The 24263-nt window shown below is 43.9% G+C and carries 23 protein-coding genes and 1 pseudogene; 14 read left to right on the forward strand and 10 right to left on the reverse strand.

Annotated elements, in window-relative coordinates; translation table 11 throughout:
* Positions 1 to 47: 47 nt before the first annotated feature.
* Positions 48 to 290 carry a DUF2164 domain-containing protein gene (locus QME20_RS13800; RefSeq protein WP_281716086.1) on the reverse strand — a complete coding sequence of 81 codons (243 nt, stop codon included), beginning with the start codon at positions 288 to 290 and terminating at the stop codon, positions 48 to 50.
* A 326-nt stretch (positions 291 to 616) separates the two neighbouring features.
* On the opposite strand from QME20_RS13800, the gene QME20_RS13805 reads away from it, so the two are divergent.
* Positions 617 to 928: a hypothetical protein gene (locus QME20_RS13805; RefSeq protein ID WP_239219590.1), complete on the forward strand. Its 312-nt coding sequence runs from the start codon at positions 617 to 619 to the stop codon at positions 926 to 928.
* A gap of 330 nt (positions 929 to 1258) precedes the next feature.
* The gene (locus QME20_RS13810) at positions 1259 to 2356 is read left to right on the forward strand and encodes an NADH:flavin oxidoreductase (protein ID WP_281716087.1); all 1098 of its coding nucleotides are present in this window, start codon (positions 1259 to 1261) and stop codon (positions 2354 to 2356) included.
* Positions 2357 to 2393: 37 nt separating this feature from the next.
* Here QME20_RS13810 and QME20_RS13815 read toward each other — a convergent pair.
* The 5 genes and pseudogenes from QME20_RS13815 to dapA all read right to left on the reverse strand — a co-directional run.
* Positions 2394 to 3185 (reverse strand): annotated as a pseudogene (locus QME20_RS13815) (EAL domain-containing protein); the annotation flags it as partial.
* Between the two features lie 223 nt (positions 3186 to 3408).
* Complete coding sequence (locus QME20_RS13820) at positions 3409 to 4284, reverse strand: DMT family transporter (protein WP_039227637.1); 876 nt, start codon at positions 4282 to 4284, stop codon at positions 3409 to 3411.
* 188 nt (positions 4285 to 4472) lie between these two features.
* Positions 4473 to 5186 (reverse strand): phosphoribosylaminoimidazolesuccinocarboxamide synthase, encoded by a 714-nt coding sequence (purC, locus tag QME20_RS13825; protein WP_014949658.1) that lies wholly within the window; start codon positions 5184 to 5186, stop codon positions 4473 to 4475.
* Positions 5187 to 5198: 12 nt separating this feature from the next.
* Positions 5199 to 6302, reverse strand: a complete 1104-nt coding sequence (bamC, locus tag QME20_RS13830) for an outer membrane protein assembly factor BamC (RefSeq protein WP_049588660.1) — start codon at positions 6300 to 6302, stop codon at positions 5199 to 5201.
* A 12-nt stretch (positions 6303 to 6314) separates the two neighbouring features.
* Positions 6315 to 7199, reverse strand: coding sequence for a 4-hydroxy-tetrahydrodipicolinate synthase (dapA, locus tag QME20_RS13835; RefSeq protein WP_014949660.1), 885 nt, complete (start codon positions 7197 to 7199; stop codon positions 6315 to 6317).
* Positions 7200 to 7377: 178 nt separating this feature from the next.
* Here dapA and QME20_RS13840 point away from each other — a divergent pair, with 178 nt between their 5' ends.
* Both QME20_RS13840 and bcp read left to right on the forward strand, forming a co-directional pair.
* Positions 7378 to 7941, forward strand: coding sequence for a glycine cleavage system transcriptional repressor (locus QME20_RS13840; RefSeq protein ID WP_014976680.1), 564 nt, complete (start codon positions 7378 to 7380; stop codon positions 7939 to 7941).
* Positions 7919 to 8383, forward strand: a complete 465-nt coding sequence (gene bcp / locus QME20_RS13845) for a thioredoxin-dependent thiol peroxidase (RefSeq protein WP_014949662.1) — start codon at positions 7919 to 7921, stop codon at positions 8381 to 8383. Before QME20_RS13840 ends, bcp begins: the two co-directional genes overlap by 23 nt.
* A gap of 160 nt (positions 8384 to 8543) precedes the next feature.
* On the opposite strand, the gene QME20_RS13850 is transcribed toward bcp, so the two are convergent.
* Positions 8544 to 9617 carry an AI-2E family transporter gene (locus tag QME20_RS13850; RefSeq protein WP_014949663.1) on the reverse strand — a complete coding sequence of 358 codons (1074 nt, stop codon included), beginning with the start codon at positions 9615 to 9617 and terminating at the stop codon, positions 8544 to 8546.
* A 344-nt stretch (positions 9618 to 9961) separates the two neighbouring features.
* Here QME20_RS13850 and QME20_RS13855 point away from each other — a divergent pair, with 344 nt between their 5' ends.
* On the forward strand, positions 9962 to 11425 hold the full coding sequence (locus QME20_RS13855) for a M48 family metalloprotease (RefSeq protein WP_014949664.1): 1464 nt from the start codon (positions 9962 to 9964) through the stop codon (positions 11423 to 11425).
* Positions 11426 to 11442: 17 nt separating this feature from the next.
* Here the strand turns inward: QME20_RS13855 and QME20_RS13860 are convergent, their stop codons facing one another.
* The gene (locus QME20_RS13860; protein ID WP_110289169.1) at positions 11443 to 11955 is read right to left on the reverse strand and encodes a TlpA disulfide reductase family protein; all 513 of its coding nucleotides are present in this window, start codon (positions 11953 to 11955) and stop codon (positions 11443 to 11445) included.
* A gap of 218 nt (positions 11956 to 12173) precedes the next feature.
* On the opposite strand from QME20_RS13860, the gene arsC reads away from it, so the two are divergent.
* From arsC to QME20_RS13880, 4 genes are all read left to right on the forward strand, one after another.
* Positions 12174 to 12527, forward strand: coding sequence for an arsenate reductase (glutaredoxin) (gene arsC / locus QME20_RS13865; RefSeq protein WP_014949666.1), 354 nt, complete (start codon positions 12174 to 12176; stop codon positions 12525 to 12527).
* Entirely contained in the window at positions 12527 to 13117 is a 591-nt protein-coding gene (gene wrbA / locus QME20_RS13870; protein WP_039234602.1) for an NAD(P)H:quinone oxidoreductase, read from the forward strand. Before arsC ends, wrbA begins: the two co-directional genes overlap by 1 nt.
* 76 nt (positions 13118 to 13193) lie before the next feature.
* Positions 13194 to 13616 carry a DUF2069 domain-containing protein gene (locus tag QME20_RS13875; RefSeq protein WP_039220793.1) on the forward strand — a complete coding sequence of 141 codons (423 nt, stop codon included), beginning with the start codon at positions 13194 to 13196 and terminating at the stop codon, positions 13614 to 13616.
* A gap of 43 nt (positions 13617 to 13659) precedes the next feature.
* The gene (locus tag QME20_RS13880) at positions 13660 to 15627 is read left to right on the forward strand and encodes a hypothetical protein (RefSeq protein ID WP_281716088.1); all 1968 of its coding nucleotides are present in this window, start codon (positions 13660 to 13662) and stop codon (positions 15625 to 15627) included.
* Between the two features lie 104 nt (positions 15628 to 15731).
* On the opposite strand, the gene hda is transcribed toward QME20_RS13880, so the two are convergent.
* Both hda and QME20_RS13890 read right to left on the reverse strand, forming a co-directional pair.
* Positions 15732 to 16469, reverse strand: a complete 738-nt coding sequence (gene hda, locus QME20_RS13885; RefSeq protein ID WP_168463074.1) for a DnaA regulatory inactivator Hda — start codon at positions 16467 to 16469, stop codon at positions 15732 to 15734.
* A gap of 6 nt (positions 16470 to 16475) precedes the next feature.
* Positions 16476 to 17927 carry a DUF2066 domain-containing protein gene (locus QME20_RS13890; RefSeq protein ID WP_281716089.1) on the reverse strand — a complete coding sequence of 484 codons (1452 nt, stop codon included), beginning with the start codon at positions 17925 to 17927 and terminating at the stop codon, positions 16476 to 16478.
* Between the two features lie 304 nt (positions 17928 to 18231).
* Between QME20_RS13890 and purM the strand changes: the two genes are divergently transcribed.
* The 5 genes from purM (at position 18232) to QME20_RS13915 (ending at position 24186) form a co-directional block, all read left to right on the forward strand.
* Positions 18232 to 19272 carry a phosphoribosylformylglycinamidine cyclo-ligase gene (gene purM, locus QME20_RS13895; RefSeq protein WP_281716090.1) on the forward strand — a complete coding sequence of 347 codons (1041 nt, stop codon included), beginning with the start codon at positions 18232 to 18234 and terminating at the stop codon, positions 19270 to 19272.
* A complete protein-coding gene (purN, locus tag QME20_RS13900; RefSeq protein ID WP_014979424.1) occupies positions 19269 to 19919 on the forward strand; it encodes a phosphoribosylglycinamide formyltransferase in 651 nt (216 codons plus the stop codon). Before purM ends, purN begins: the two co-directional genes overlap by 4 nt.
* Complete coding sequence (locus QME20_RS13905) at positions 19879 to 20640, forward strand: DUF3108 domain-containing protein (RefSeq protein WP_281716091.1); 762 nt, start codon at positions 19879 to 19881, stop codon at positions 20638 to 20640. The genes purN and QME20_RS13905 overlap by 41 nt, the downstream gene beginning before the upstream one ends.
* A 386-nt stretch (positions 20641 to 21026) precedes the next feature.
* Positions 21027 to 23489, forward strand: coding sequence for an acyl-CoA dehydrogenase FadE (gene fadE / locus QME20_RS13910; protein WP_014976690.1), 2463 nt, complete (start codon positions 21027 to 21029; stop codon positions 23487 to 23489).
* The gene (locus QME20_RS13915; RefSeq protein ID WP_281716092.1) at positions 23473 to 24186 is read left to right on the forward strand and encodes a CAP domain-containing protein; all 714 of its coding nucleotides are present in this window, start codon (positions 23473 to 23475) and stop codon (positions 24184 to 24186) included. Before fadE ends, QME20_RS13915 begins: the two co-directional genes overlap by 17 nt.
* Positions 24187 to 24263 lie beyond the last annotated feature (77 nt).

The raw sequence follows: 24263 nt of genomic DNA on the forward strand, positions 1-24263 counted from the left end.
CATCTAATGATTAAGCCTGCAAATGCAGGCTTAATTTATTTCTGAATTTAAAGTACTTTTTCGATGGCATACAATTCTTCATCAATGACCTGTAAGCGAGATGCAACAACGGCTCTCGCGTCGTTTACGCCTTTATTATAAAACGATGTGCCCATTTCTTTACTAATGAAGTCCAGAAGAAATTCTCCGTCAAATTGACCAAGTTCCACGCTTAATTCATCATCAAAATATCGTTGCAGTTTAGAGACTAGCGCGTCTTTTTCCTCACGGGTAAATGCAATATCACTCATTGTCATCCTTCATTTGTCACTTATAAAATGTCACGTTCTTTGTGTTAGACTCAACTATCGTTTTTCTTGCTCGTTAGCAATTATAAACGTTTTAACGTTAACACGCCGCACGCCTAATTTTAGATTTTTTTAGCATGTAGACTCGGCCTGGTATGATTTTCGTATACACCTTGTAGGCTTCTCTATTTTTAATTGCTGATTGTCTAAAAACAGTTATTTTAATGCAGAGTCTACATGCCCTTTTGTTCAAAGCACTAGCGCAATAGTTTGCGTAGATAATTACATCAAAATGGGGCATCGCTTTCACGTAATTTGCGAGGTTAACAATGAAAGTTCTACCTATTATCGGAATAACAACCGTACTAGCAGCAAATAGTTTACCTGCTTGCGCCAACCCTAACCCTCATAAAGATAAATCACTCCCTCCGGGTATAGAGAAGAAGTATGAACGAACAGGTGAATTACCGCCGGGTTGGGAAAAAAAGCTAGCCGTTGGAAATCGTTTAGATCGTGATATTTACAGCCATGCCCGCATCATTGTGCCTTTGGGAGAAGACGGGTTAGTAACAGTTCGCATTGAAAACAAAGTGGTACGCCTTATTCAAGCCACAAGGGAAATTGTAGAGATTTTAGATTAAGCCTGCTCATATCTGAAAGAGAGCTTCTGATATGGAGCTCTTAGCTCACTTTTACTTATGGCTTACTATCAACATTTGAAAATTGACTTGCCCTCACTCGACAGTAGTATCTGGAATCAACCATAGTTTTTTAGTTGGGTAGCCATCATGTTATCCCTGCAACACATCACGCAGGATATACTAGAGCCAGTTATTCTTTGTTGTACATCAAGACTCAACAATCCCCAACTTAATGACTTGTTTAACACTTCTATAATAATGGCGGCGTTTCATTTTCTATGATGAAAGTACAAACGGCCCCAATTGCAATAAAGAAATCAGGAACAAAAAATGGCAGCTAACGCACTGTTTAAGCCTTACTCAAAGGGCAACTTATCGTTAACCAACCGAATTGTTATGGCCCCCATGACTCGTCAATTTTCGCCTAACGGCGTACCTACCAACGATGTAGCTGGTTACTATAAACGCCGAGCTCAAGGTGGCACAGGTTTGATTATCACCGAGGGCACTACAGTAAACGATACAGTCGCTACGATGGATGCAAATATCCCTCAATTCCATGGCGATGAAGCGCTAGCCGGTTGGAAAAATGTGGTAGATGAAGTTCACAGTGTCGGTGGGAAAATTATGCCTCAACTATGGCACGTGGGTATGGCGAGGGTAGCGGAAAAAGCGCCTTATCCTGAACTTCCAAGTGCAGGGCCATCAGGTTTATTCAAACCAGGAAAACAGGGCGCTGAACCTATGACCGTTGAACACATTGAATCCGTGATTACTGCCTTTGCACAAGCAGCAGCAGATGCCAAAACTATCGGTATGGATGGAATTGAGATTCACGGTGCTCATGGTTATCTAATCGACCAGTTCTTCTGGGAAGGTACAAACCAGCGAACCGACAGTTGGGGCGGTAACATGGAAAATCGTGGACGATTTGCGGTTGAAATAATTAAAGCCATACGTGATGCAACCGGTCCCGATTTTCCGATCGTACTGCGCTATTCGCAGTGGAAACAACAAGATTACACCGCTCGTTTAGCGCACACGCCCCAAGAACTAGAACAGTTTCTTCTTCCGCTAAGTGAAGCTGGAGTAGATGTTTTTCATTGTTCTCAGCGCCGCTATTGGGAAAACGAATTTGAAGGCAGTGATTTAAACCTTGCAGGCTGGACGAAAAAATTAACTGGCAAGCCCACCATAACGGTAGGGTCAGTTGGGCTCAATGACGACTTCTTCGGCGCATTCAAAGGGCAAGATTCCAGCACTCGCTCAGTCGATGATTTACTTGAACGTTTAGACGCTGGCGAATTTGATCTGGTTGCTGTAGGAAGAGCGCTACTACAAGATCCGAACTGGGCAAACAAAATAAAAGAAAACCGCACCAACGAACTAGAGCAATACTCTGGTAAAGCGTTAGCAACGCTGTCTTAAGCCCTATTAAATTAAGCACTAGCGCGGCAAAGTTGCGCTAGTGCCTCTCCCAAAAGGACTCAAAGTCTGATTTGCTGAGCGGTTTTGCAATGAAATAACCCTGCGCATAATCACAGCCCATGCTTTTTAGAATATCGTATTGTTCTTGTGTCTCGACACCTTCCGCTACTACCTTTATTCCGAGTCTATTCGCCATCACAATAATGGCTTCGCACAGCACCTTATCATTGCTAACGTCAGTCATCGACTTCACAAAGCTCCTGTCAATCTTGATAAAGTCTGTAGGAAAGCGCTTTAAATAAGAAATAGAGCTGTAACCTGTACCAAAATCATCCAACGCGATATCAACGCCTGCTTGCCTAAACTGGAAAAGCTTCTTGGACACCATCTCATTGGCTTCCATTAATAAGTTTTCCGTGACTTCAAGAAGTATAGAACGCGCAGAGATCTTCTGGTCTAAAAGCAGGTTTAACCATTGAGTTATATTAGATTCTAAATTGAAGTAGTGGCTAGGTGACGTATTAATACTCACCTGCAGCTCTTGACGGTTTTGGGCTTTCCATTGTTTGATATTGGCACAGACTTCATTAAATACCCAATTACTGATATCAATGATGAGTCCAGATTCTTCCGCAAGTGGAATAAATTCATCTGGTGTAATTCTCCCCTTCGTGGGATGCTGCCATCGAAGTAACGCTTCAGCTTTCATCACTTTCTGGCTGCTGAAACATGCAATTGGCTGGTACTCAATAAACAATTCTTTGTTCTTAACTGCATAGCGCAAATCATTCAACAAGGTCATTCTCTTGATTGCTGCAGTTTGCATGTCGTGGCCGTGAGTGTCGTTGATACGTTTAAAAAAATCGATATCGAGCATCACCACTGACAGCGAAAGCTTGTAGCGGTAACTATCCGCTATTGCTTGTTGGAAAATTCAAATATTGCTCTTTAGTCTAGAAATATGCGTTAACGCTCCCCCATTAAACTCTTTAGAACTATTTTGCCACGGCGGAAATAACGCTTTTGCTGTTTTAAACGTAGCGTATAAAACGCTATTTTTTTATAACCAAGTAGATGCCACCCAACGTAGCTATTGAAGCAACCAGGATCTGCATTGTGAGTGGCTCACCAAGCGCTATCCAACCCATAAGTGATGCTATGACAGGCACGCTCAGTTGCACTGTCGCGGCGGTGGTTGATTTGATAAGGGGAAGCGCGCTGTACCAAATAGCGTATCCGCAACCCGATGCAAACACCCCTGATGCAAGCGCGTAATAAACACCCTCGCTATCTAAGACAAAATTATCTGCGCCCACGAAGCAAACCACACCAACCAAAGGAACACAGAAAAACGCGGCATAGACAAAATTACCCGATGTAGATAAAAGGGCTGAGCTACTTTTTTTACCCAAAAGCGAATAGACGCCCCAAGCCATACCCGCCAAAACCATAACCGCGCCAGCTAAAAGAGGCGGTGCTGCCGCGCTAGGCAACAGTAAGATAACAAGGCCTAAAAATGCCAACACAAACCCCAACCACTGCCATTTTTTAAATCGCTCGCCATTGAACAACCCTACGGAAATCATAGTGAGTTGCACGGCACCAAATAATAAAAGTGCCCCCGTTCCCGTGGACATTGAAATATAGGCATATGAAAAGCAGATAGCGTAAACGAACAACGAAATGCCACCGAGTACGCTGGCGTTGGTTTTTAGGCCATGAAAAAGGCCTTGAGAAGGCACGCTCTCACTTTTGCGACGTAGGAAATAAGAAGACAAAAGTAACAACGCTATCGCCCCGCTCGCTAAGCGTAAGATAGTAAAACTAGCAGGGTCTATATCGGTGTTAGCAAGAGCCATGCGGCAAAGTAGCGAATTAGCAGCAAATGCAATCATGGCAATAGCGACCAATACAAAGGTTTTCAACAAACCGAATCTCCCTAGTTTTAAACGCAAAAATGCTTAGCAGTACACTAACTTATCCCGTAATGCATCGAAAAGTAAATGCTTAAACGCAAGAGACAATATTTTACAACGACGTAGACAGGTCAAACTGCCTAAAACGAAAAAGAGGACCGAAAGGTCCTCTTTACATTGGTTATTACTTGATGAGAGTTTTAAAGCGATAAGCCTAAGCGCTCAGCCACTTCAATATAGGTCTCGACTACAGAGCCCAAACCTTGTCTAAAGCGGTCTTTGTCCATCTTTTTACGGGTTTCTTTATCCCACAAGCGACAGCCATCTGGTGTGAACTCATCACCTAGTACGATATTGCCATCTTTGTCGACACCAAACTCTAGTTTATAGTCTACAAGCAACATACCCGCGTCATCAAAGAGTGCTTTCAAAACACTGTTAACCTTGAAGGTCAATGCTTTCATTTCAGCAATTTGCGCTTCGGTTGCCCAACCAAATGATAAAATATGGTAGTCATTTACCATTGGGTCGTGAAGTGCATCATTCTTTAAGAAAAACTCGAAAATAGGTGGGTTAAGCTCTTTGCCCTCTTCCACACCCAGTCTGCGAACTAAAGAGCCAGCAGACAAGTTTCTCACCACACACTCAACAGGGATCATGTCGAGCTTCTTAACCAAAGACTCAGTGTCAGAAACCAGCGCCTCAACTTGCGTTGCAATGCCTGCTTCTTCAAGCTTTGTCATAATAAAGTGATTAAACTTGTTGTTTACTTCACCTTTGCGTTCTAGCTGTTCAATCTTCTCACCATCAAACGCCGAAGTGTCGTTTCTAAAGTGAAGAATAAGTTTATCGCTATCATCAGTGTAATAAACAGTTTTTGCTTTACCGCGGTAAAGCTCGTCGCGTTTTTCCATTCTCAGTCTCAGTTATATATCAAGGTTATCTTCTGACATGACCTCAGCAAATGCACTGTAAAGGTCGGAAACCTGATTTGCTTCAAACGGTACACTTTCATTATTCATGAAGGTAACTGACGTGCGATCCGCACCCGCTCTTGCAACTTTCAAACGATAGTCACCTTTCTTTAGCAACTCTTTATCGCTTGAGAATAAACCATCCCACCAACTACCTTGATCACCATTGTAAGTGACAAATAATAGGCCGTTTGATTTATCTAAATCTTTAACGTCAAAACCAAGCTTACGCAGTACTAACAGCATTCTTGGCCACGCTACATCATACTTAGCTTCTACGATATACGCCGCATCACCATCGGCATTAAAGCCCATCTCGGTATTGATACCCTGACGGATACGAGCAATTCTTCGTGTCTCTGCTAGCTGAATTTGGTACTCATAGTGACCAACAACTTGGTTCAACACCTCAACTTCTTCGCGACGTTCTTCCATTGAAGAGACTTCTGCAACCACGTCGTTGCCCAATGTTTGCATATAGTCCTTTAATTCAACAGTAAGCGCAGCACTACGGCCGTGAGGTTTAACGTCTAAGCTGAATTCAAAACGTCGACCGATTTCGCTTTCTTCATCTATAAAGCTATACCAAGGACCTTCGACTTCTCTAGTTATCACCATCCAGTCAGTAACCAGCACTTTCTCTTCTGGACTAAAGCTATCTACACCAATACCTTGTTCATCTAAGAAACTTAAAAGCGAGTTCCAAATTGCTTGGCTTAGCGGCTGACTATCGTCAACCTGGTCAAACCAAATGGTTGCTGAACTCTTACCTTCCTCAATGTGAGAACCCGTAACTAACGGTAAAACTAATGCTGGCGAGCGAACCATCAACGACTTGCCCACCAAATTTGAATCGGCCTCTTGACCTAACTCAGGTAATACAAAATCACGAGAAAAAGCAGGTGCATCTAAGTCAGAAGGTACTTTTAGCGATTCTTGTTCTTTAGTTTTTAAGTATTCGTAGCTGCCAGACGCGGTCTTTCTATCTATTTGGCTTGAACAACCTGCAAGTGCAACCATCGCTACTGAACTTGCTATAGCCAGCGTTCTTTTCATCTGTGTTCCTTATTAACCAGAAATCAATGCGTATTTTTTTAGTAGTTCTTCGATACGTTTTTGGCTTGATAGTTCCGGTAAAACCATAGGTAATCGCATAACTGCGCTTTCCATCATGCCCATTTTATACAATGCCCACTTCGGCATTACAGGATTTGGTTCAATAAATAGTTCGCTGTGAAGTAATTTAATGGTTTCATCGATATCGCGACATTTATCAAAATTATTTTCTAGCGCAGCTTCACACATTTGTGCGATTGCTTTAGGCACTATGTTAGCCGTTACGGAGATAACGCCATGACCGCCTTCACACATAAACTCGCAGCTTGAACCGTCATCGCCGCTAAGTAAAACGAAGTCATCGGGAACCAAAGGCTGAGTAGCCTTAAGGCGTGCAATATTGCCAGTCGCGTCTTTAAGACCAACGATATTTTTGTGCGTTGCTAATTTAGCCACCGTTTCAGGCAGCATGTCGGCTACGGTGCGGCCTGGCACATTGTAAAGAATAACAGGTAAGTCACTAGCGTCTGCAATTGCATTAAAGTGCGCGACCATACCCGCCTGTTGAGGCTTATTGTAATAAGGTACTACGCTTAGGAAACCGTCTATACCTGTAGAGCCTAATTGCTCTGTAAGAAAAATAGCCTCTGCCGTAGAGTTTGCGCCACTGCCGGCAATAACCGGAATTGCTCCTGATGCCATAGCAACGGTTTCTTTAACCACATTGATGTGTTCATCAAAAGGTAGCGTTGCTGACTCACCAGTAGTTCCAACCGACACTATACCGTGGGTGCCCTGCTCTACATGAAACTTCACAAGTTTCTCTAAAGACTTGTAATCAATATCGCCGTTTTCGAACATCGGCGTGACGAGTGCTACGTAACTACCAGTAAACATAATCTCTCCGAAAAATGTGAGCGCACATGGTAAATATGTCGGTGCTTAAACACAAGTAATAGCGCAAGTAAAATGACAAGAATTTGACAATATCTTATTCAAAGGCAAGAAAAAGGCGCTGACTTATAAAAAAACTCTGTGCTAACATCCCGACATTATTAACATTGAAGTGAAGTAGATGTCGAAACACCAACTTATCGTCACCATCTTGGGGACAGACAAAAGTGGCATTTTAAGCGAAATTGCAACGACGGTATCAGAAGCTCAGTGCAATATTCTAGATAGCAGGCAAGCCATTTACGGCAAAGAGTTCTCGTTGACCATGATCATAGAAGGAACGCAAAGCGCTATCACAAAAGCTGAATGTATTTTACCTTCGCTATTTCAGCGTCTTGACCTGCTTTCTATGATGAAGCGCACTAGCCATCACGAAAAGCAAAACCTTGCCCATCTTTTTAATGTCGAGTTTAGTGGCGAAGATGCAGCTGGCTTGATTAAAGCGGTGACCGGCTTTTTTGCCGAGCGTCATGCAATGATAAGTGCATTTAGACAACGCACATTTAAAGACAAGACATCGGGTAAAGACAACATGCGCTGCAAATTTGTTGTTTCTCTTCCCTCTAATGAAAATGTAGACGCACTAGAATCTGATCTAATGTCCCTGTTCACTTCGTTAAATGTGACAGGCAAAGTTGTAGACAAACAAAAAAAGGATCCCAATGAAAACGTTACAAGCTGGTGATAAAGCCCCACAATTCTCATTGCAGAACCAAAATGATGAAACCGTATCTTTAGCTGATTTCGCAGGTAAAAAAGTACTGGTTTATTTTTACCCTAAAGCGATGACGCCTGGTTGCACAGTACAAGCCCAGGGCTTACGCGACGTAAACGAAGAACTAACGGCGAAAAATGTGGTTGTGCTAGGAATTAGCCCAGATGCAGTTAAACGCCTGCCTAAATTCATCGAAAAGGAAAACCTAAACTTTACGTTGCTTTCTGATGAAGACCACGCCGTTGCCGACGCTTTTGGTGTGTGGGGACCTAAAAAGTTTATGGGTAAAGAGTATGATGGCATTCATCGCCAAACATTCCTCGTGGATGAAAACGGTGTTATTGAGCACGTTTTCAACAAGTTCAAAACAAAAGAACACCACACCGTAGTACTTGATTATCTAAACAGCTAAACCGGTATAGAATTTAAAAAGCCCCGATAACATTATGTTTTCGGGGCTTTTTTATACTTGTTCAATTCGTATCAGTGTTTACCTATAACGCCTATTTGAATCAGTACTCGTTTTGAATCTCGTACTGGATGGCGCTGACTGGTTCGCCAAATGGGAATAACTACTTTGCCTCTTCGGGTACAATAACGGGGTTACTAGACCACGCTGTAATTACCGCCTTCACGAGGGTAGCGAGAGGAATAGCGAAAAATACGCCCCAGAAACCCCAAAGACCTCCAAACACTAATACTGCAACGATTATATAAAGCGGATGCAAGCTAACCGCCTCCGAGAATAGCAGCGGTACCAACAAGTTACCGTCTAACGCCTGAATAATGCCGTACGCTATCATTAAATACCAAAATTCTGGTGAAATACCCCACTGAAACATAGCGACAACGGCCACGGGTATAGTAACCACTGCTGCACCGATGTACGGAATAAGTACTGAAAATCCCACCAATACGCCAAGCAAAATAGCATAACGTAAGTCCATCAATACAAACGTTACGCAGCTCACCGCGCCCACAATTATAATCTCGATCACTTTGCCGCGAATATAGTTGGCAATTTGAGAGTTCATTTCGTGACCAACTTGCGTAATTAAGCGTCGCTCCTTAGGCAGCAAGCGAGATATGCTGTCTAAAAAGAAAAGCTTATCTTTTAGCATGAAAAACACCATAAGCGGTACGAGGATCACGTAAACGAGCAACGCAGCTAAGTTGGCGATATTACTAAACGAAGCAGAAATAAGGGTTTCGCCCACCTCAACCAATTTGTCATTTAAACCTTCCATCATTTGATGGATTTGATATACCTGAACGTAATCTGGATATTTGTCCGGAAGCGTTAATATCCATTCTTGTGCTTTCTGCCATATTAGCGGCGTTTCTTGAATCAAGTTAACGCTTTGCTTTGATATAATTGGAACAAGGCCAATTAAGGTTAATATGGTTATAGTGATAAAGCCGAGCATTACAACGACGCAGGCGAGCGTTCTACTTACACCGACATTTACCAAGCGACAGACTGGCCAATCGAGTAAATACGCAATCACTGCTGCAACCAACACAGGCATAATTAGCCCGCCCCACAATAGCAACACTGCCGTGGTCAAAAGGATCAAGATAAGCAACATTGCTGCATCAGGATCAGAAAATTTGCGTCGGTACCAACGACCAAAAACGCTAATCATATAAACGCCTAGAAATTACTAAGAATAGGACACGCATCATAGTTGATAGCGCTAGCACTTAGCAATAAGTAGCACTTAAGAATCTTTCAAAATCAAACTGGTATGATGTTTTTACAGTATAAGCATTAGTGTGTAGAGTGGTTGTTACAACAGTAAAAGAATAAACTGGATGCGTTCGTGTCGCATTGGTATAACTGACGTGTCATAAACGAGATGGCATAGGCGATATTGCCTTGTGTCTTCGAAAATGATGCATATAAGAAAAAAATAAAATTTGAAACTGTTTAGCAACTTAGCGCTCTAAGGATTAAGCAGTATTAACCGTATACAATGATTGTAGGTTCATGAGAAAAAAGTTTTCAGCATCTTTGGTTGCCCTTTCCTTCGTGCTCACATCGAGCCTAACGGCTGTTGCACAAGATGCCAATTACAGCAATAAAAATGCGTTACCTGAAATAGGTGTTGTTGCGTCAGACGCCATATCGCTTGATAAGGAGATGATCGTAGGCGATGCCGTAATGCGGCAAATGCGCGGTCAAAGTCCTGTAATCTCAGATCCGGTGCTGGATGAATATTTACAGGATGTTGGCAACCGATTGGTTGTCCATGCTGACAACGCCAAATTTCCTTTTGAATTTTTCTGGGTAAATAATGATGCCATTAACGCGTTTGCGTTTTTTGGCGGTCACATTGGTGTTCACACAGGTTTAATGCGTCGTGCTGAAAATGAAAGTGAACTGGCTTCGGTGCTAGCGCACGAAATTTCTCACGTGACTCAACGCCACATAGCACGACGTATGCAGGCGCAGCAGCGCTCATCTCCCCTAGCCTTGGCGTCACTTATTGGCGGGGTGCTAATTGCTATGGCCAACCCAGAAGCGGGTATTGCGGCCATGCAGGCAGGAACCGCAGCCTCTGCACAATTGCAAATCGACTATACCCGTTCAAATGAACAAGAAGCCGATAGAATTGGTATCGCAATGCTTGCTCGTGCGGGCTTCGATCCGAGTGCGGCTGCTTCATTCTTTTCTACCATGGCGGAAGAGTACCGCATGGTTTCTCGTCCACCCGCAAGGCTGCTCACTCACCCTTTAACCGAAACCCGTATTGCTGATGCGAGAAATCGCGCTGGTGACTACCCTAGACGCTACTTACCCATTAACAAGCAATTCGAGTTGGCTAAAGCACGCATAAAGGCACGCTACTCGTTTAAAGCTGATTACGCTGTAGAATATTTCGAAGCGGCCGTGGCTCAAGACGTACAGCGCAGTAAAGAAGCGTCATTATATGGTTTAGCGCTTGCTTATATGCGCGCCGAAAAAATCGAAAAAGCCAAAGACATTATGGATGAGTTAATAGCAAAAGATAGAGGAAACCTCTTTTATCTCGACGCTATGACAGATATCTATATTTCGCAAGGTGAGCCTTTAAAAGCCGTTGAAATGCTAAGACCCCACGTTACGCATAACCCTAGAAATCAAGTATTGGCACTAAACCAGGCCAATGCTTACATAAGCGCAAACAAATATGAAGAAGCGGTGTCTCTACTTAAGGATTTCCTGCTGGTTAAAAAAGATTATCAACTGGCACATCAGTTGATGAGTGAGGCGTATCAAAAGTCGAAACGTTTCTCGCAAATGCATCAGAGCAAAGCGGAAGTATATGCATTGTATGGTGCTTATAACCGCGCGGTTGACGAACTTCAATATGCGTATAATTTCGCAGGCGATGATCACCTTGAAAAACAAAGAATCAGAGCGAGAATAAAACAATTTCGCGACCAAGAAGAGCGTTTACAACGACTCTAGACCATCGCACTTCCCTGCTATTCGTCAGCGCCTTTCAATTCAGCTAGGCGCTGACGCAGATGCGCTGCCGTAATTTCTCCCATTATCGTATCTTTTATTTTCCCATCAGGTCCAAGAATAAAGGTCGCTGGCAAATAAGGGGGTTTTTGCATGGGCAGTTTAGTGTCTGGCGAACTTACAATAACAGGCAATTCAATATCAAACTTCTTAGCCATGGCTTTGAGTTCAGGCTTCGTTTTAAGGTCGTAGTTAATAGCAAAAAGACGGGTATCGTCAGGTAGCGACTGATTAAATGTGACGAGCTCAGGCATTTCTCGTAGACATGGTGCACACCATGGCGCAAAGTAATTTACCACAACCCACTTCCCCTCAAGATCTTGCCAAAGGTAAGCAGTTCCATCTAATGTTTCAAAGTCATGTTGAAGACGCTGATACGTATATGCACCGGCAAACGCAACAAGCGCTAACAGCACTAGAAAGAGTATAGGCTTTATTTTTCCTGCATTGCTTTTTAGCTGTGACAACAACATATAACCTTCTAATTTTGACTATTTTTTCATAGTGCCAGATTCTAACTTCGCGCACTAACATAAATTCAACCACGCTTTTTAAACACCGCTTTCCAGAAACGATGCTGTAAATAAAGAATAGTACGAATTTATTACCCGTTATCGGTAAACTGCTTGATATTCTATGGCAAAAACGCAATAGTTCGCGCCAATCCATATAATCATGAACAAGAGTATTTATGACAGACATTACCATTATTCACAATCCTCGCTGTTCAAAGAGCAGACAAACCCTAGCACTACTTGAAGAGCAAGGTGTAGCGCCTGTTATTGTTGAGTACCTAAAGCACCCTCTTGACGCAAAAGAACTGAAAGAGATATTTAAAAAACTTAACCTTGGATCGGTTAGAGATATGATGCGTACTAAAGAAGCAGAATATAAAGATGCTAACTTAGGTGATAGCGCACTGTCTGATAATGCGCTTTTTGAAGCTATGGCTCACACGCCTAAGTTGATAGAGCGTCCCATTGTTATAAATGGCGAGAAAGCCAGAATTGGTCGTCCGCCAGAATCTGTCTTGGAAATTGTATAGTGCAACCTGTTCTCGTACTTTATTACAGCCGCAACGGCAGCACAAAGCGATTAGCTGATGCCATCGCCCAAGGAGTATCGTCATTAGATGTTCCTGTGATAGTACGTACAGTCAAGAGTATCAGCGATGCAGCTAATGACGCGGCATCTAGTGCTGTACCCGAGGTTTCCCTTCAGGAACTCGAACAGTGCAGTGCCCTGGCGTTAGGTAGCCCTACGCGTTTCGGCAATATGGCAGCGCCAGTAAAACACTTTTTGGATTCTACAAGCAGTCAATGGTTAAAAGGCGCGTTGATTGACAAGCCTGCGTGTGTATTTACATCTTCTTCTTCCATGCACGGCGGCCAGGAATCCACATTACTTTCCATGATGGTTCCGCTTATCCATCACGGCATGGTGATTTGCGGGCTACCTTACAGTGAGCCTGCGCTACACAACACCACAATGGGTGGCAGCCCTTACGGTGTAACACACGTCGCTCATCACAGTTTGAGTGCACCAGAGCAATTGAGTGCAGATGAAAAAGCGCTATGCATTGCTCAGGGTAAGCGACTTGCAATGTTCGCTAAAAAGCTAGCTGACAACGCCTAACAGTTGCGTTATTTGGCGCATAAAACGTAGACCTTATAAAGAACATTAAAAAACAAATTGTTTCGGAGACATTACCATGGCACCAGATACGCGTTTTTATCGCTATCTCGCACTTATAAGCCACACCGGGTTAATCGTATGGATAACACTGTGGCAATTTACTTTTACTAAAGAGCATACTTACTCTCCTTTGTTTATTGCCTTGTTTTATATTTTACCTTTATTGTTACCTTACTGGGGTATATTAAAAGGCAAGCCATATACTCACGCATGGGCCAATTTTGTCGTTTTGTTTTACCTCATTCACGGATGCACTGTGGCATACGCTGTACCTGATGAACGTTGGTATGCAGTGGTAGAGATTATTCTATGCACGGGTATGTTTGTCGGCTGTAGTGCGTTTGCTAGAAAACGTGGTCGTGAATTGGGTTTGGGCCTTAAAAAGCTTAAAGAAGAGATGCAAGAAGAAAAAGCACGCTTTGAGCAAGGTCAACAATGATCATGTAATACACAGCGAAAACACATGCTGCCAAGGGGTTAATATGACACGCCATTTGCCTGAACTTACATTAGTAATCGCATCGTTATCGTTACTTGCAGCATGTGGAGGCTCTGGTTCAGGCGATAGTTCAGCCCCAAGCATTCCTTCCATTCCTCCAACCATTAGCATTTCAGGCCCTACAAACGCCGTTGTAGGCGATGCGGTCGACTTTGCTGTCGCCTCGCCTACTGGCCACGCTATTGTAGATATCGATTGGCAAGTCTCAGGCGTATCACAGCAGCCTCTCAGTGCTCACACGCAGGCTATCGGCTTTGATGTTACATCTTCAGGTAGCTTCGATATCGCCGTAAACGTTAGCTTAGAAAATGGCACAACGCTTACAGACACCATAACGTTACAAACGAACGAAAGTACCGCGCCGCTAGCCGCATTACGATTGGGTCATGAGGCATCCGAAGGCGGCAGAGTTTCTCTTCGCGTTGACACCGTTAACTCGCAAGGGTTAACAATCTCAAATATCACGTGGCAACAAACGTCTGGACCAATCGTCAATAACTTCAACTTTGATGAAGGCGATTATTCTCATTCGATATATTTTCAAGCGCCTCGAGTCAGCAACGACACAATCATTGAAATAGAAAGTACCGTTACACTCTTAAATGGCGAGGTGTTAACCGATAGCGCGCAAGTTCTAGTGAAAAACATCGACATTAACAATAGCGGCTTTTTTGTAGATGACGAGACAAGTATTCCCGAAACGGTAAGCGCGCATATGCAGCCCTATAGCGCCGACAGCCCTTACGCGTCGGCACTTATTGATTGTGTTTATAACAATCAGGTTTCAAACAGCTGTACGTTCTCTCAGCTACCACTGATTGGCCAAGTCACCGAAAGCCCCACTATCGATGATATTTTAGATAGAACATACGTCTCGCATCCGTGGATGGGCGATGCATTTAGAACGTATTTAGAAACTTCAGCAACCCGTGATGACATGCTTAAGTTACTACGCGCAACTAACGCGATTGTGATTTCTTACGATATCCGCCCGTCATTTTATTGGGTTGCCACTGGTGCCATTTACTTAGATGCCAACAACTTTTGGCGCACACCGCAAGAGCGAGACACGCTAAATACTCGCCCAGATTATAGAAGTGGTTTTGGTAGTGAGCTCGATTTTACGACGTCATGGCGCTACGTGAAAAACGGGGCCTATTATTTTCCTAATATCAGCACAGCGAACGTAGCAGATAGACTTCCACGTGACGTGAGCGACGTAGAAGCAGCATTAACCTATTTGCTATACCACGAGCTAGCTCACGCCAATGACTTTTTCGACTACACCGAATGGCAACAACTCAGCAATAGCGCGAGCCCACTGTCGTCTTATGATGACAGCTCTCCCATTTCTACGGGGCTAACAACTTCATTGCCTCTTACGTCGTCACAACTCCATGCTTTGGCCGAAGTTCGATACGGCGGCGCAACCGCTTCAAGCGCGCAGCGAAATTATACCGCGCTACAAGTGGCAAATTGGTTTGAGGATGATGGTGCGGTTGCTTTCTACTCTTACTTTACGGAACGAGAAGATCTCGCCATGTTATTCGAGCGCTTCATGATGCTTTACCGGCTTGAGGCAGAAGCGGATGTAGGCGTATTTACAAGAGAGACACTGGAAGACGGCAGTTTCATTCCCACTTGGGCTCAGAGAAACCGTGTTAATGATGATAACGTTACTATGCGCGTAGATTACGTATTAAGTAGAATTTTACCCGAACTCGATGTACCTGCTATTCAAGCGTCACTTCCAAGCCCTTATCTGCTTCCGAACGATATTACCTGGCGGGACTCTGCGTCTAGTACAAATCCAAACGTACAGTCTGCGAGCGATAAGTTAATGCTACAGAACGGCGGAAACAATTCGGTTACTTCCGATGGAACTCTAATGACGGTAGCAGAAGAATTTAGCACCACATCAAGCGCTCATAGTTTAAGAAAAGAACAATAAACGGCAACACAGCAGCGCTTTGACTAACGCAGGTTAAACTCGCGCTTTAGCTAACTTAGGTTAAGCTCGCGCTTAGACTATCTTAGGTTAAGCTCGCGCTTTGGCTATCTTAGGTTAAGCTCGCGCTTAACCATGCCCACCGATAAGCGTTTTTGTTCTTGGAGTGAGCGTGTGTCTAAACGAGCTAATAGTGACATGAGGCTTTTTAGGTCTCGTTCACTATGGTGCAAAAGAAACTGTAGTGCTTGGTTTGATAGCTTTAATCCACGTTCCGCTGCACGTAAGCGCACGGCTTCTTCACGACCATTGTCATCCAGTTGGTTTACGTGATAAATAACCCCCCACGCCAAGCGAGAACGTAAGTCAGGTAAAACAAAAGCCGGGTTAGATGGGCCTAGGTGACTAGAACAAAGTACCATGGTTTGTTTAGTCTCAATCACTCGGTTTAACAAATCGAATAACGCTTCTTCCCAACGTAAATCGCCCGCTATCGCGTGAATGTTGTCTAATGCGATTAACGAAAGATTCTCTAGGCCTTCAAAAATATCGAGCGACCACGCTTCGTAATTATTAAGATTTAAATAAAGGTGACTAACCGATTTTTCGGCTAGTTGATGACAAGTGGCAAACAATAAGTGACTTTTACCGATAGCGGTACTGCCTAGTAAAGTAAGCAAAGGCAGCTGAAGCGATGCTAAAGGCCCCAATTCAGGAGCCTCGCGCCAGTGTGGCAGCGCATCTGCAATCTGCTTAAGGACTGAAACTACTTCTTCGTTACCCGTATTGACAAAACTATCGAAGTTTTCGTCAACAGGTAGCGTGACAGGCAAAGGCAGCTGCATGCTAAATTAATTGCTCCAATAGAAACTGTGTCCTTTCACGGTTTGTCCGTACGAATCGGTTACGGGGCGTAATTTGCTTTCTAGTTTAATACTGTTAAGTAAATCGTCCACCGTTCCAATTAATGTAAGTGAGTACGTGGCAACAGAACCAGATTGCTCTACTAGTGTAGCGTTTTCAATCACACTTAAACTATTTAAATAGTCAGTAGCGCTGGCGTAACTTTTTACCGAGCCAATATTGGCAATCGATACCTTGATAACTTCTCGCTCAGACGCTTCGATTCCTACGATGGCATAAAGCGACGATAAGTAATTTGAGTAGGCATCGATTAACTGATTGCCAAGAGCTTCGGGCGAATCACCGTATATGCTGCCATAGCTAACCTTACCGCCACCAACGAACACCCAGTCTAGTGCATAGTCACCTTCATCGGCACGCTTCGCATAGTTGGCAAACTCGTTCATGGTGAACGGCATCGTTGTGCTCTCTTCCTGCGCCAGCTCCTTCGCCGAGGTTCCGTCAGCATTATTTAAGTTTTGGTTTGTAGCGTCATAACCGTCATTTAACTGAGCATCAACACCGTTATTCATCGCACCAGACTCAACGTTATCTGAAAAAGTGCGCTGTGCGTCCGTATTATCTACACGCGGATTTCGCTCATCGAAACTTTGTTCATCAGTTTGTGCTCTAAACTGTGCTTCTTCATCTAGCACGCTATCAAGAGACTCTACTGTGCCAGAAGGCACAACGTTTTCCGGCAAATCAGGAATTGCACTCGCGTCGTTACGATAAACTCTGGCACCAATAATGTTGTCGACGCTATAGCGTGTAGATGCTTTGCGCAAAGGCTCAACAAATCGTCCCCACACATCATAGGTAGAAATATTTACATTGTCGGTAAGGTCCATTAAAGGCAAGCTTAATGGTACGCCTCGTTCTTTCGCTGTTTGTTTGAGCGTATGTTGTAATTCTGTATTGAGAGATTCATCTAAGATGACGCGAGTTTCGTTTTCGTCTTCCTGCGCAAGCCACACTATCGTTTCAGGGCGTCTATCACCCCAGAGCGGTAGCATTTCACGCTGAAGAAGTTCATTGAGTTTTGCTTGATCGAACTCCGCAACGTAATACGTTCTACCTTTGTCAAAAGCAAATCGATAGGAACGAAGCAGCGATTGAGGCGACGATAACGCTGCTCTAACACCGGCATTATCGAGCACGCTTGTGCTGCCCGACATCTTCACAAAAACCTGCCTTAATGCTTTTTTAAGCGCGTTTTGTTGGGTACGCTGAGTTTGATCTTCAACTTGAATCTGCGCTTCGTTGACCACAACGCGTTGAGCCGCATTTATAAAGGGGGCGTAAGTCAGCGCAGCAAGAAATGAAATGCCCAGAATGCCTTTCAAGCTAACTCTCGTTAAATTAGTTCCATTGGTGTTACGCTTTACTGCCGTTAACATTGACACTCCATACTCTCTTAAAATCAATTCCTTACCTATCGAATCGTCAGTTAATCTCGTTTACCTTTATACGGTATACTTGGACTAACCTGCGCGCAATTCACTCTACTTTTTAGAGCGAGACATTTTATCAAGCAAGATGTTCACCAAAAGATAGCGTTCTATTGTCTTTTATATTGGGTTTAATTTCACCCCTAAAATAAAAAAGATCAAAAAGCGCATAAAATAGCCTTCACAAATTGGACTTGTGACGACTTGCTGGTAGAATCCGCGGTTTTCTACCTCTTAGTTTCAGGGCCCAACCGTGAGCGAAAATAAAACCTCTTTAAGTTACAAAGATGCAGGCGTAGATATCGATGCAGGTAATCAACTTGTTGAACGCATTAAATCTGTTACCAAGAAAACCCATAGACCAGAAGTAAAAGGTAATCTGGGTGGTTTTGGTGCACTTTGTGAACTGCCTACTAAATATAAAAAGCCGCTACTTGTTTCAGGTACTGACGGCGTGGGTACAAAACTAAGAGTTGCTATGGATGCTAACCGTCATGACGGTGTTGGTATCGACTTAGTAGCAATGTGCGTAAACGACCTAATTGTGCAAGGTGCTGAGCCCCTATTCTTTCTAGATTACTACGCAACTGGCAAGCTTGACGTTGATGTAGCCGCGTCGGTTGTTACCGGCATTGGCGCCGGCTGTGAGCAAGCAGGTTGTGCATTAATTGGTGGTGAAACAGCCGAAATGCCTGGAATGTATCACGATGGCGACTACGATATTGCAGGCTTCTGCGTAGGCGTGGTTGAAGCTGATAAGGTTATTGACGGCACTAACGTTAAACCAGGTCAAAAACTAATTGCACTTGGTTCATCGGGCCCTCACTCAAACGGTTACTCATTAGTTAGGAAGATTATTGAAGTTAGTGGTGCAGATGTAAACGTCGATCTAAACGGCAAGCCTATCATCGACCAACTTCTTGAGCCTACTCGCATCTATGTTAAATCGGTATTGGCATTGCTTGAAGAAGTGCAAGTAAGCGCTATTTCTCACATCACGGGCGGTGGTTTTTGGGAGAACATCCCTCGCGTATTACCTGAAGATGCGAAAGTGGTTATTGACGAAAGCACCTGGGAATGGCCTGCAATCTTCTCTTGGTTACAAGAAAACGGTAACGTGACTCGCCACGAAATGTACCGCACGTTTAACTGTGGTGTTGGCCTTGTAATCGTTGTTGACGAAAGCGATACCGATGCTGCGCTGAACATTCTTAAACAACACGGTGAAAATGCTTGGGTTATTGGTGATATCGCAGCAAAAGATGGCGAAGAGCAAGTAGAGATCAACGCGTGAGTAACAGTGTAACCAAACTATGCGTACTTATTTCAGGTAATGGCAGCAATTTACAAGCCATTATCGATGAAATAAAAGCAGGCCGTCTGAATGCAGAAATCAGCGGCGTGATCAGTAATCGCCCTACTGCTTATGGTCTGGAACGCGCTAAAGAAGCCGGGATCAATGCGGTTTGCTTAGATCATACAGGCTTCGATTCACGAGAGTCTTATGACGGGGCGCTCAAAGCACAAATTGAGGCTTTTGGCGCAGACTGTGTTGTTCTTGCGGGCTTTATGCGTATCTTAACACCGGAGTTCGTCGACAGCTTTGCTGGAAAATTAGTGAACATTCATCCATCTTTGTTGCCGAAGTACAAAGGTTTGAATACGCATCAGCGAGCTATCGACAATGGAGACAAGGAGCACGGTGTTAGCGTGCACTTTGTTACACCTGAGCTCGACGGCGGCCCTGTTATCATTCAAAGCCGCGTACCTGTGTTTGAAGACGACACAGCAAGCGACCTGGCCGAGCGTGTTCAAGAACAAGAACGTCGTATCTATCCGCTTGTGCTATCTTGGTTTAGTGCAGGCCGATTATCGATGCGAAACAATAAGGCAGTTTTAGATGAGCAAGAATTACCAGAATCTGGTTATGCAAGCGACTAAGCCTTTTGCTTTAGGCGCACTGTTAGCAGCATCGCTTTCAGTGGCCGCGCAAGCAAACCCTAGTACAGAAAGTACGGATAGTGCAGAGCTACCGCTTCAGCCCTACAAGGCAACCTATACCGCTTACAAATGGGGTGACGACGTAGGCGAAGCGAATATTGAGCTCTCGAAATTAGGTGACCAACAGTATTCTCTAATTTACACGTCAAAAGTGTCTAAGTTTTTCTTGTCTGACAAACGCAGTGAACATTCTATTTTTACTGTTAATGATAATACCGTCGTACCCTCTGAGTACTACTATAATCGTTCTGGCACAGGACCTGATAAAGAGCTTAAGGTAACGTTTAGTCATCAGGGACAAGGCAAAATTGCAGTCGAGAATGGCGAAACATTTGATTGGAACGGTGAATTTGATAATCAAATTTATCGTATTGACCTTGCAAAGCAGTTAGCGGAAGGTAAGACATCTTTAGAATACCACTTCGTAAATTATCGTGGCGAACTTCGTCACTACGGCGTTCAAGTGGTGGATGAAGAGGTATTGTCTTTACCTTTCGGTAAAATTGAAACTGTAAAAGTTAAGCTTATTCGCGACTCAAATAAGCGTGAGACGTTTGCTTGGTTTGCGCCATCACTTAACTACACGTTAGTTCGTCTGCAACAGTTCAAAGAAGGCGATGAACAGGGCGATATCAAACTGAAATCGTTTGAGACGCAGTAAAGCGTAAAGATAAACCGTTTTTTGTCTCAACAACTTTTTCACAATTGTTGAATAAAGCACGTTATGAACTAGCATTCAGACGTGCTTTTTTATTTACACTGTTGCTGTCTTATCCTCACGTAACCTCTTCTCGTTTCGCAACACAATTCACATTCTAAATCAGTATTTATAAGCAACGACTATACTTATAGAGCGGATAACGCACTACCCTATTATTTATGTCGTTGTTAATAGAATATTCATGTAAAAATCTTGATCTTTGCCCTATTAAATAATAGGTTTACAGCATGCTGGTCTGACCTCGATCTGTGACTGCTTTTCATAAAGCAACTCACTATGCTCCAGATAAGACTAGCGTAACGTTTAACGCCTTTCAGGAGTGAAGTATGGCAGATTTTATATGGTTTTTACTGGTCGTTCTGACACTAGCGGTAGCTAGTTATCAGCGAACCAGCTTGGTAACAGCGGTTGCCATGGGCGCAGGTGTTATGATTTTAGGCACCCTTTTCGGTGACATCGGCCTGCTTGGTTGGGTAGTGTTCCTTGCTTTAACACTGCCGTTCACGCTTGCAAATATCAGACAGCAGCACATCTCTAAGAAGCTGCTAGCCTTCTACCGCAAAGTTATGCCTGAAATGTCGAGCACTGAGCAAGAAGCTATCGACGCAGGTACGGTATGGTGGGACGGTGATATTTTCAGCGGCAAGCCAGACTGGGATAAATTACACCGCATTCCGAAAGGTCGACTCACTGCTGAAGAGCAAGCATTCTTAGACGGTCCTTGTGACAAAGTGTGCTCAATGGTCGATGAATGGCAAATAAACCATAAAGATGCTGATCTTTCACCTGAAATTTGGCAGTTCCTTAAGGAACACAAATTCTTCGCTATGATCATCAAGAAAGAGTATGGCGGTCTAGAGTTTTCGGCATATGCCCAGTCTCGCGTTCTTCAAAAACTTGCAGGCGTAAGCGCGGTGCTATCAAGCACAGTCGGTGTACCAAACTCATTGGGCCCGGGCGAATTACTTCAGCACTATGGTACAAAAGAGCAACAAGATCATTATCTTCCCCGTCTTGCTGCCGGTGAAGAAATCCCTTGTTTTGCATTAACCGGCCCAGAAGCTGGCTCTGATGCAGGTGCGATCCCTGATGTTGGTGTTGTATGTAAAGGCGAGTGGAATGGCGAAGAAGTGTTGGGTATGCGCCTAACGTTTAACAAACGCTACATCACCCTTGCGCCTGTTGCTACGGTTATTGGTCTTGCCTTTAAACTTCAAGATCCTGAAGGTCTTCTAGGTGATAACAAAGAGCCGGGTATAACATGTGCCCTTATTCCTCGCGACACTAAAGGTTTAGAGATCGGTCGTCGTCACTTCCCTCTCAATACGCCATTCCAAAATGGCCCTATTAAGGGTGAAGATATTTTCGTTCCAATCGATTACATCATTGGTGGTCCGAAAATGGCAGGTCGCGGCTGGCGCATGCTGGTTGAATGTTTGTCGGTAGGTCGCTGTATTACCCTTCCTTCATCTGCTGCTGGTGGTGCTAAATCAGTGTCTCTTGCAACGGGTGCATATGCACGTATTCGTCGCCAGTTCCGTATGCCTGTAGGTCATATGGAAGGTGTTGAAGAAATGCTTGCACGCATTGGTGGTAATGCATATTTGATGGATGGCGTAACACGCTTCTCAACGGTGGGTGTAGACCTTGGTGAGAAACCTTCCGTTATCTCGGCTATCTGTAAGTACCACTTAACCGAGAAGATGCGTCAAATCATTAATGATTCGATGGATGTTCACGGCGGTAAAGGCGTTATGCTTGGGCCAAACAATTACCTTGGTCGCGGCTATCAAGGTGTACCAGTATCAATTACGGTTGAAGGCGCAAACATTCTAACCCGTAACATGATGATCTTTGGTCAAGGTGCAATGCGTTGTCACCCTTACGTGCTTAAGGAAATAGAAGCTGCGTCTATCGAAGACAAGAAAGAAGCTTTGAAAGCGTTTGATAAAGCGGTATTCGGTCATATTGGCTTTGCGGTAGCTAATACTGTTCGCAGTATTTGGTTCTCGTTAACCAATGGCGCATTCAGCAGCGCACCGTTCACTGACGAAACGGCGCGTTACTACAAGCTACTTCAAGGCTACAGTGCAAACTTAGCACTACTAACCGATGTCTCTATGGGTGTGCTTGGTGGTGATCTTAAGCGTCGCGAGCGTTTATCAGCGCGTTTAGGTGACATCCTAAGTGGCCTTTACATGGGTAGTACAACGCTTAAACGCTTCGACGAAGAAGGTCGTCTAAAAGAAGATTTACCGCTTTTACATTGGGCAATGCAAACTACATTGCACGATATCGAGACAGCAATTGATGACTTCTTGGCTAACTTCCCTAACCGCGCAATCGCTGCAGCGCTTCGCGTTATGGTGATTCCGTTTGGCCGACGTATTGGTAAGCCTTCAGACAAGACAGAACATGCTATTGCACAAATGCTTCAAACGCCTTCAACTGCACGTAGCCGTTTAGGTTATGGTCAGTACCTCACCCGTGAGGAAGGAAGCTTGTTTGGCGATCTTGAGCAAACTCTTGATGATGTACTAGCAAGTGAGCCTATCTTCGAACGTATTTGTAAGCACAAGAAAGCTAAACTACCGTTTACCCGTTTAGATGTGCTTGCTGACGAAGCGCTAGCAGAAGGAATTATTAACGAAGAAGAAGCGAATCTACTTCGTAAGACTGAAGCTGGAAGACTTCGCACTATCAACGTCGATGATTTCGACCACGAAGAATTAGTAGCGAAGGTTAATTCCAACACCACTGCTAAGAAACGAGGTGGCAAAGCTGCTTAATTTCATACCCAAACAAAAGGGCCGCTCTCGCGGCCTTTTTCGTCAACGATTCATTCTATTTACATCACTCACCTACGTATTTTCTAGCCTTTGCTTGGCCGACCAAACAACCTGCGGAAATACCGAACAGGCGAGAGAACTCTCTTTATTAATTGCTAACGACAAAGGTCAACAACGTTCGGTACTAAAATGTAATCCTACGCTTGTTATGCTGGCTGAAACAAAAGCCAAAGACATGGCTGAGAGAGGCTTGGTGTCTCACTTTTTAGGCGGCAGTCCGAACACTCGAATTCGCAATGCTGGTTTAACATTACCAGAATATTATGGCGATGCGATGAGCAATCAAGTGGAGGCCCTTGCTGGTGGTTATATAACAGCTGATGACGTGTGGTACGCACTTAAAACATCGACTTCACACCGTCAACACTTGTTAGCAGAGTTACCTTTTTATCAAGAACAAGATCAAATTGGTATTGCCTTTTACAAAGATTACTCAACGCCTCACGTTGAATACTGGGCTATATACTTGACCAAACTGATTGACACAGAAACGTCTAACAATGACTTAAAGGATGACACAACAACTACGCTTCTAATAAAACGTCAAAAGAAGTTTGACCATGTCCCTGATAAAGGCCTTGGGATCGTCACGGAAAGTGGTGAAATTATTTTACAGCCAAAAAAACCGGATGAATAATGAAGTGACCCCATTAAGTTGGACTCATTTCTAAGCGGCAACCAAGGTCTGATTTCGATATTGTATCGGACTCAGGC

The sequence above is a fragment of the Alteromonas sp. CyTr2 genome, from assembly GCF_947311905.1.
Taxonomy (GTDB): domain Bacteria; phylum Pseudomonadota; class Gammaproteobacteria; order Enterobacterales; family Alteromonadaceae; genus Alteromonas; species Alteromonas macleodii.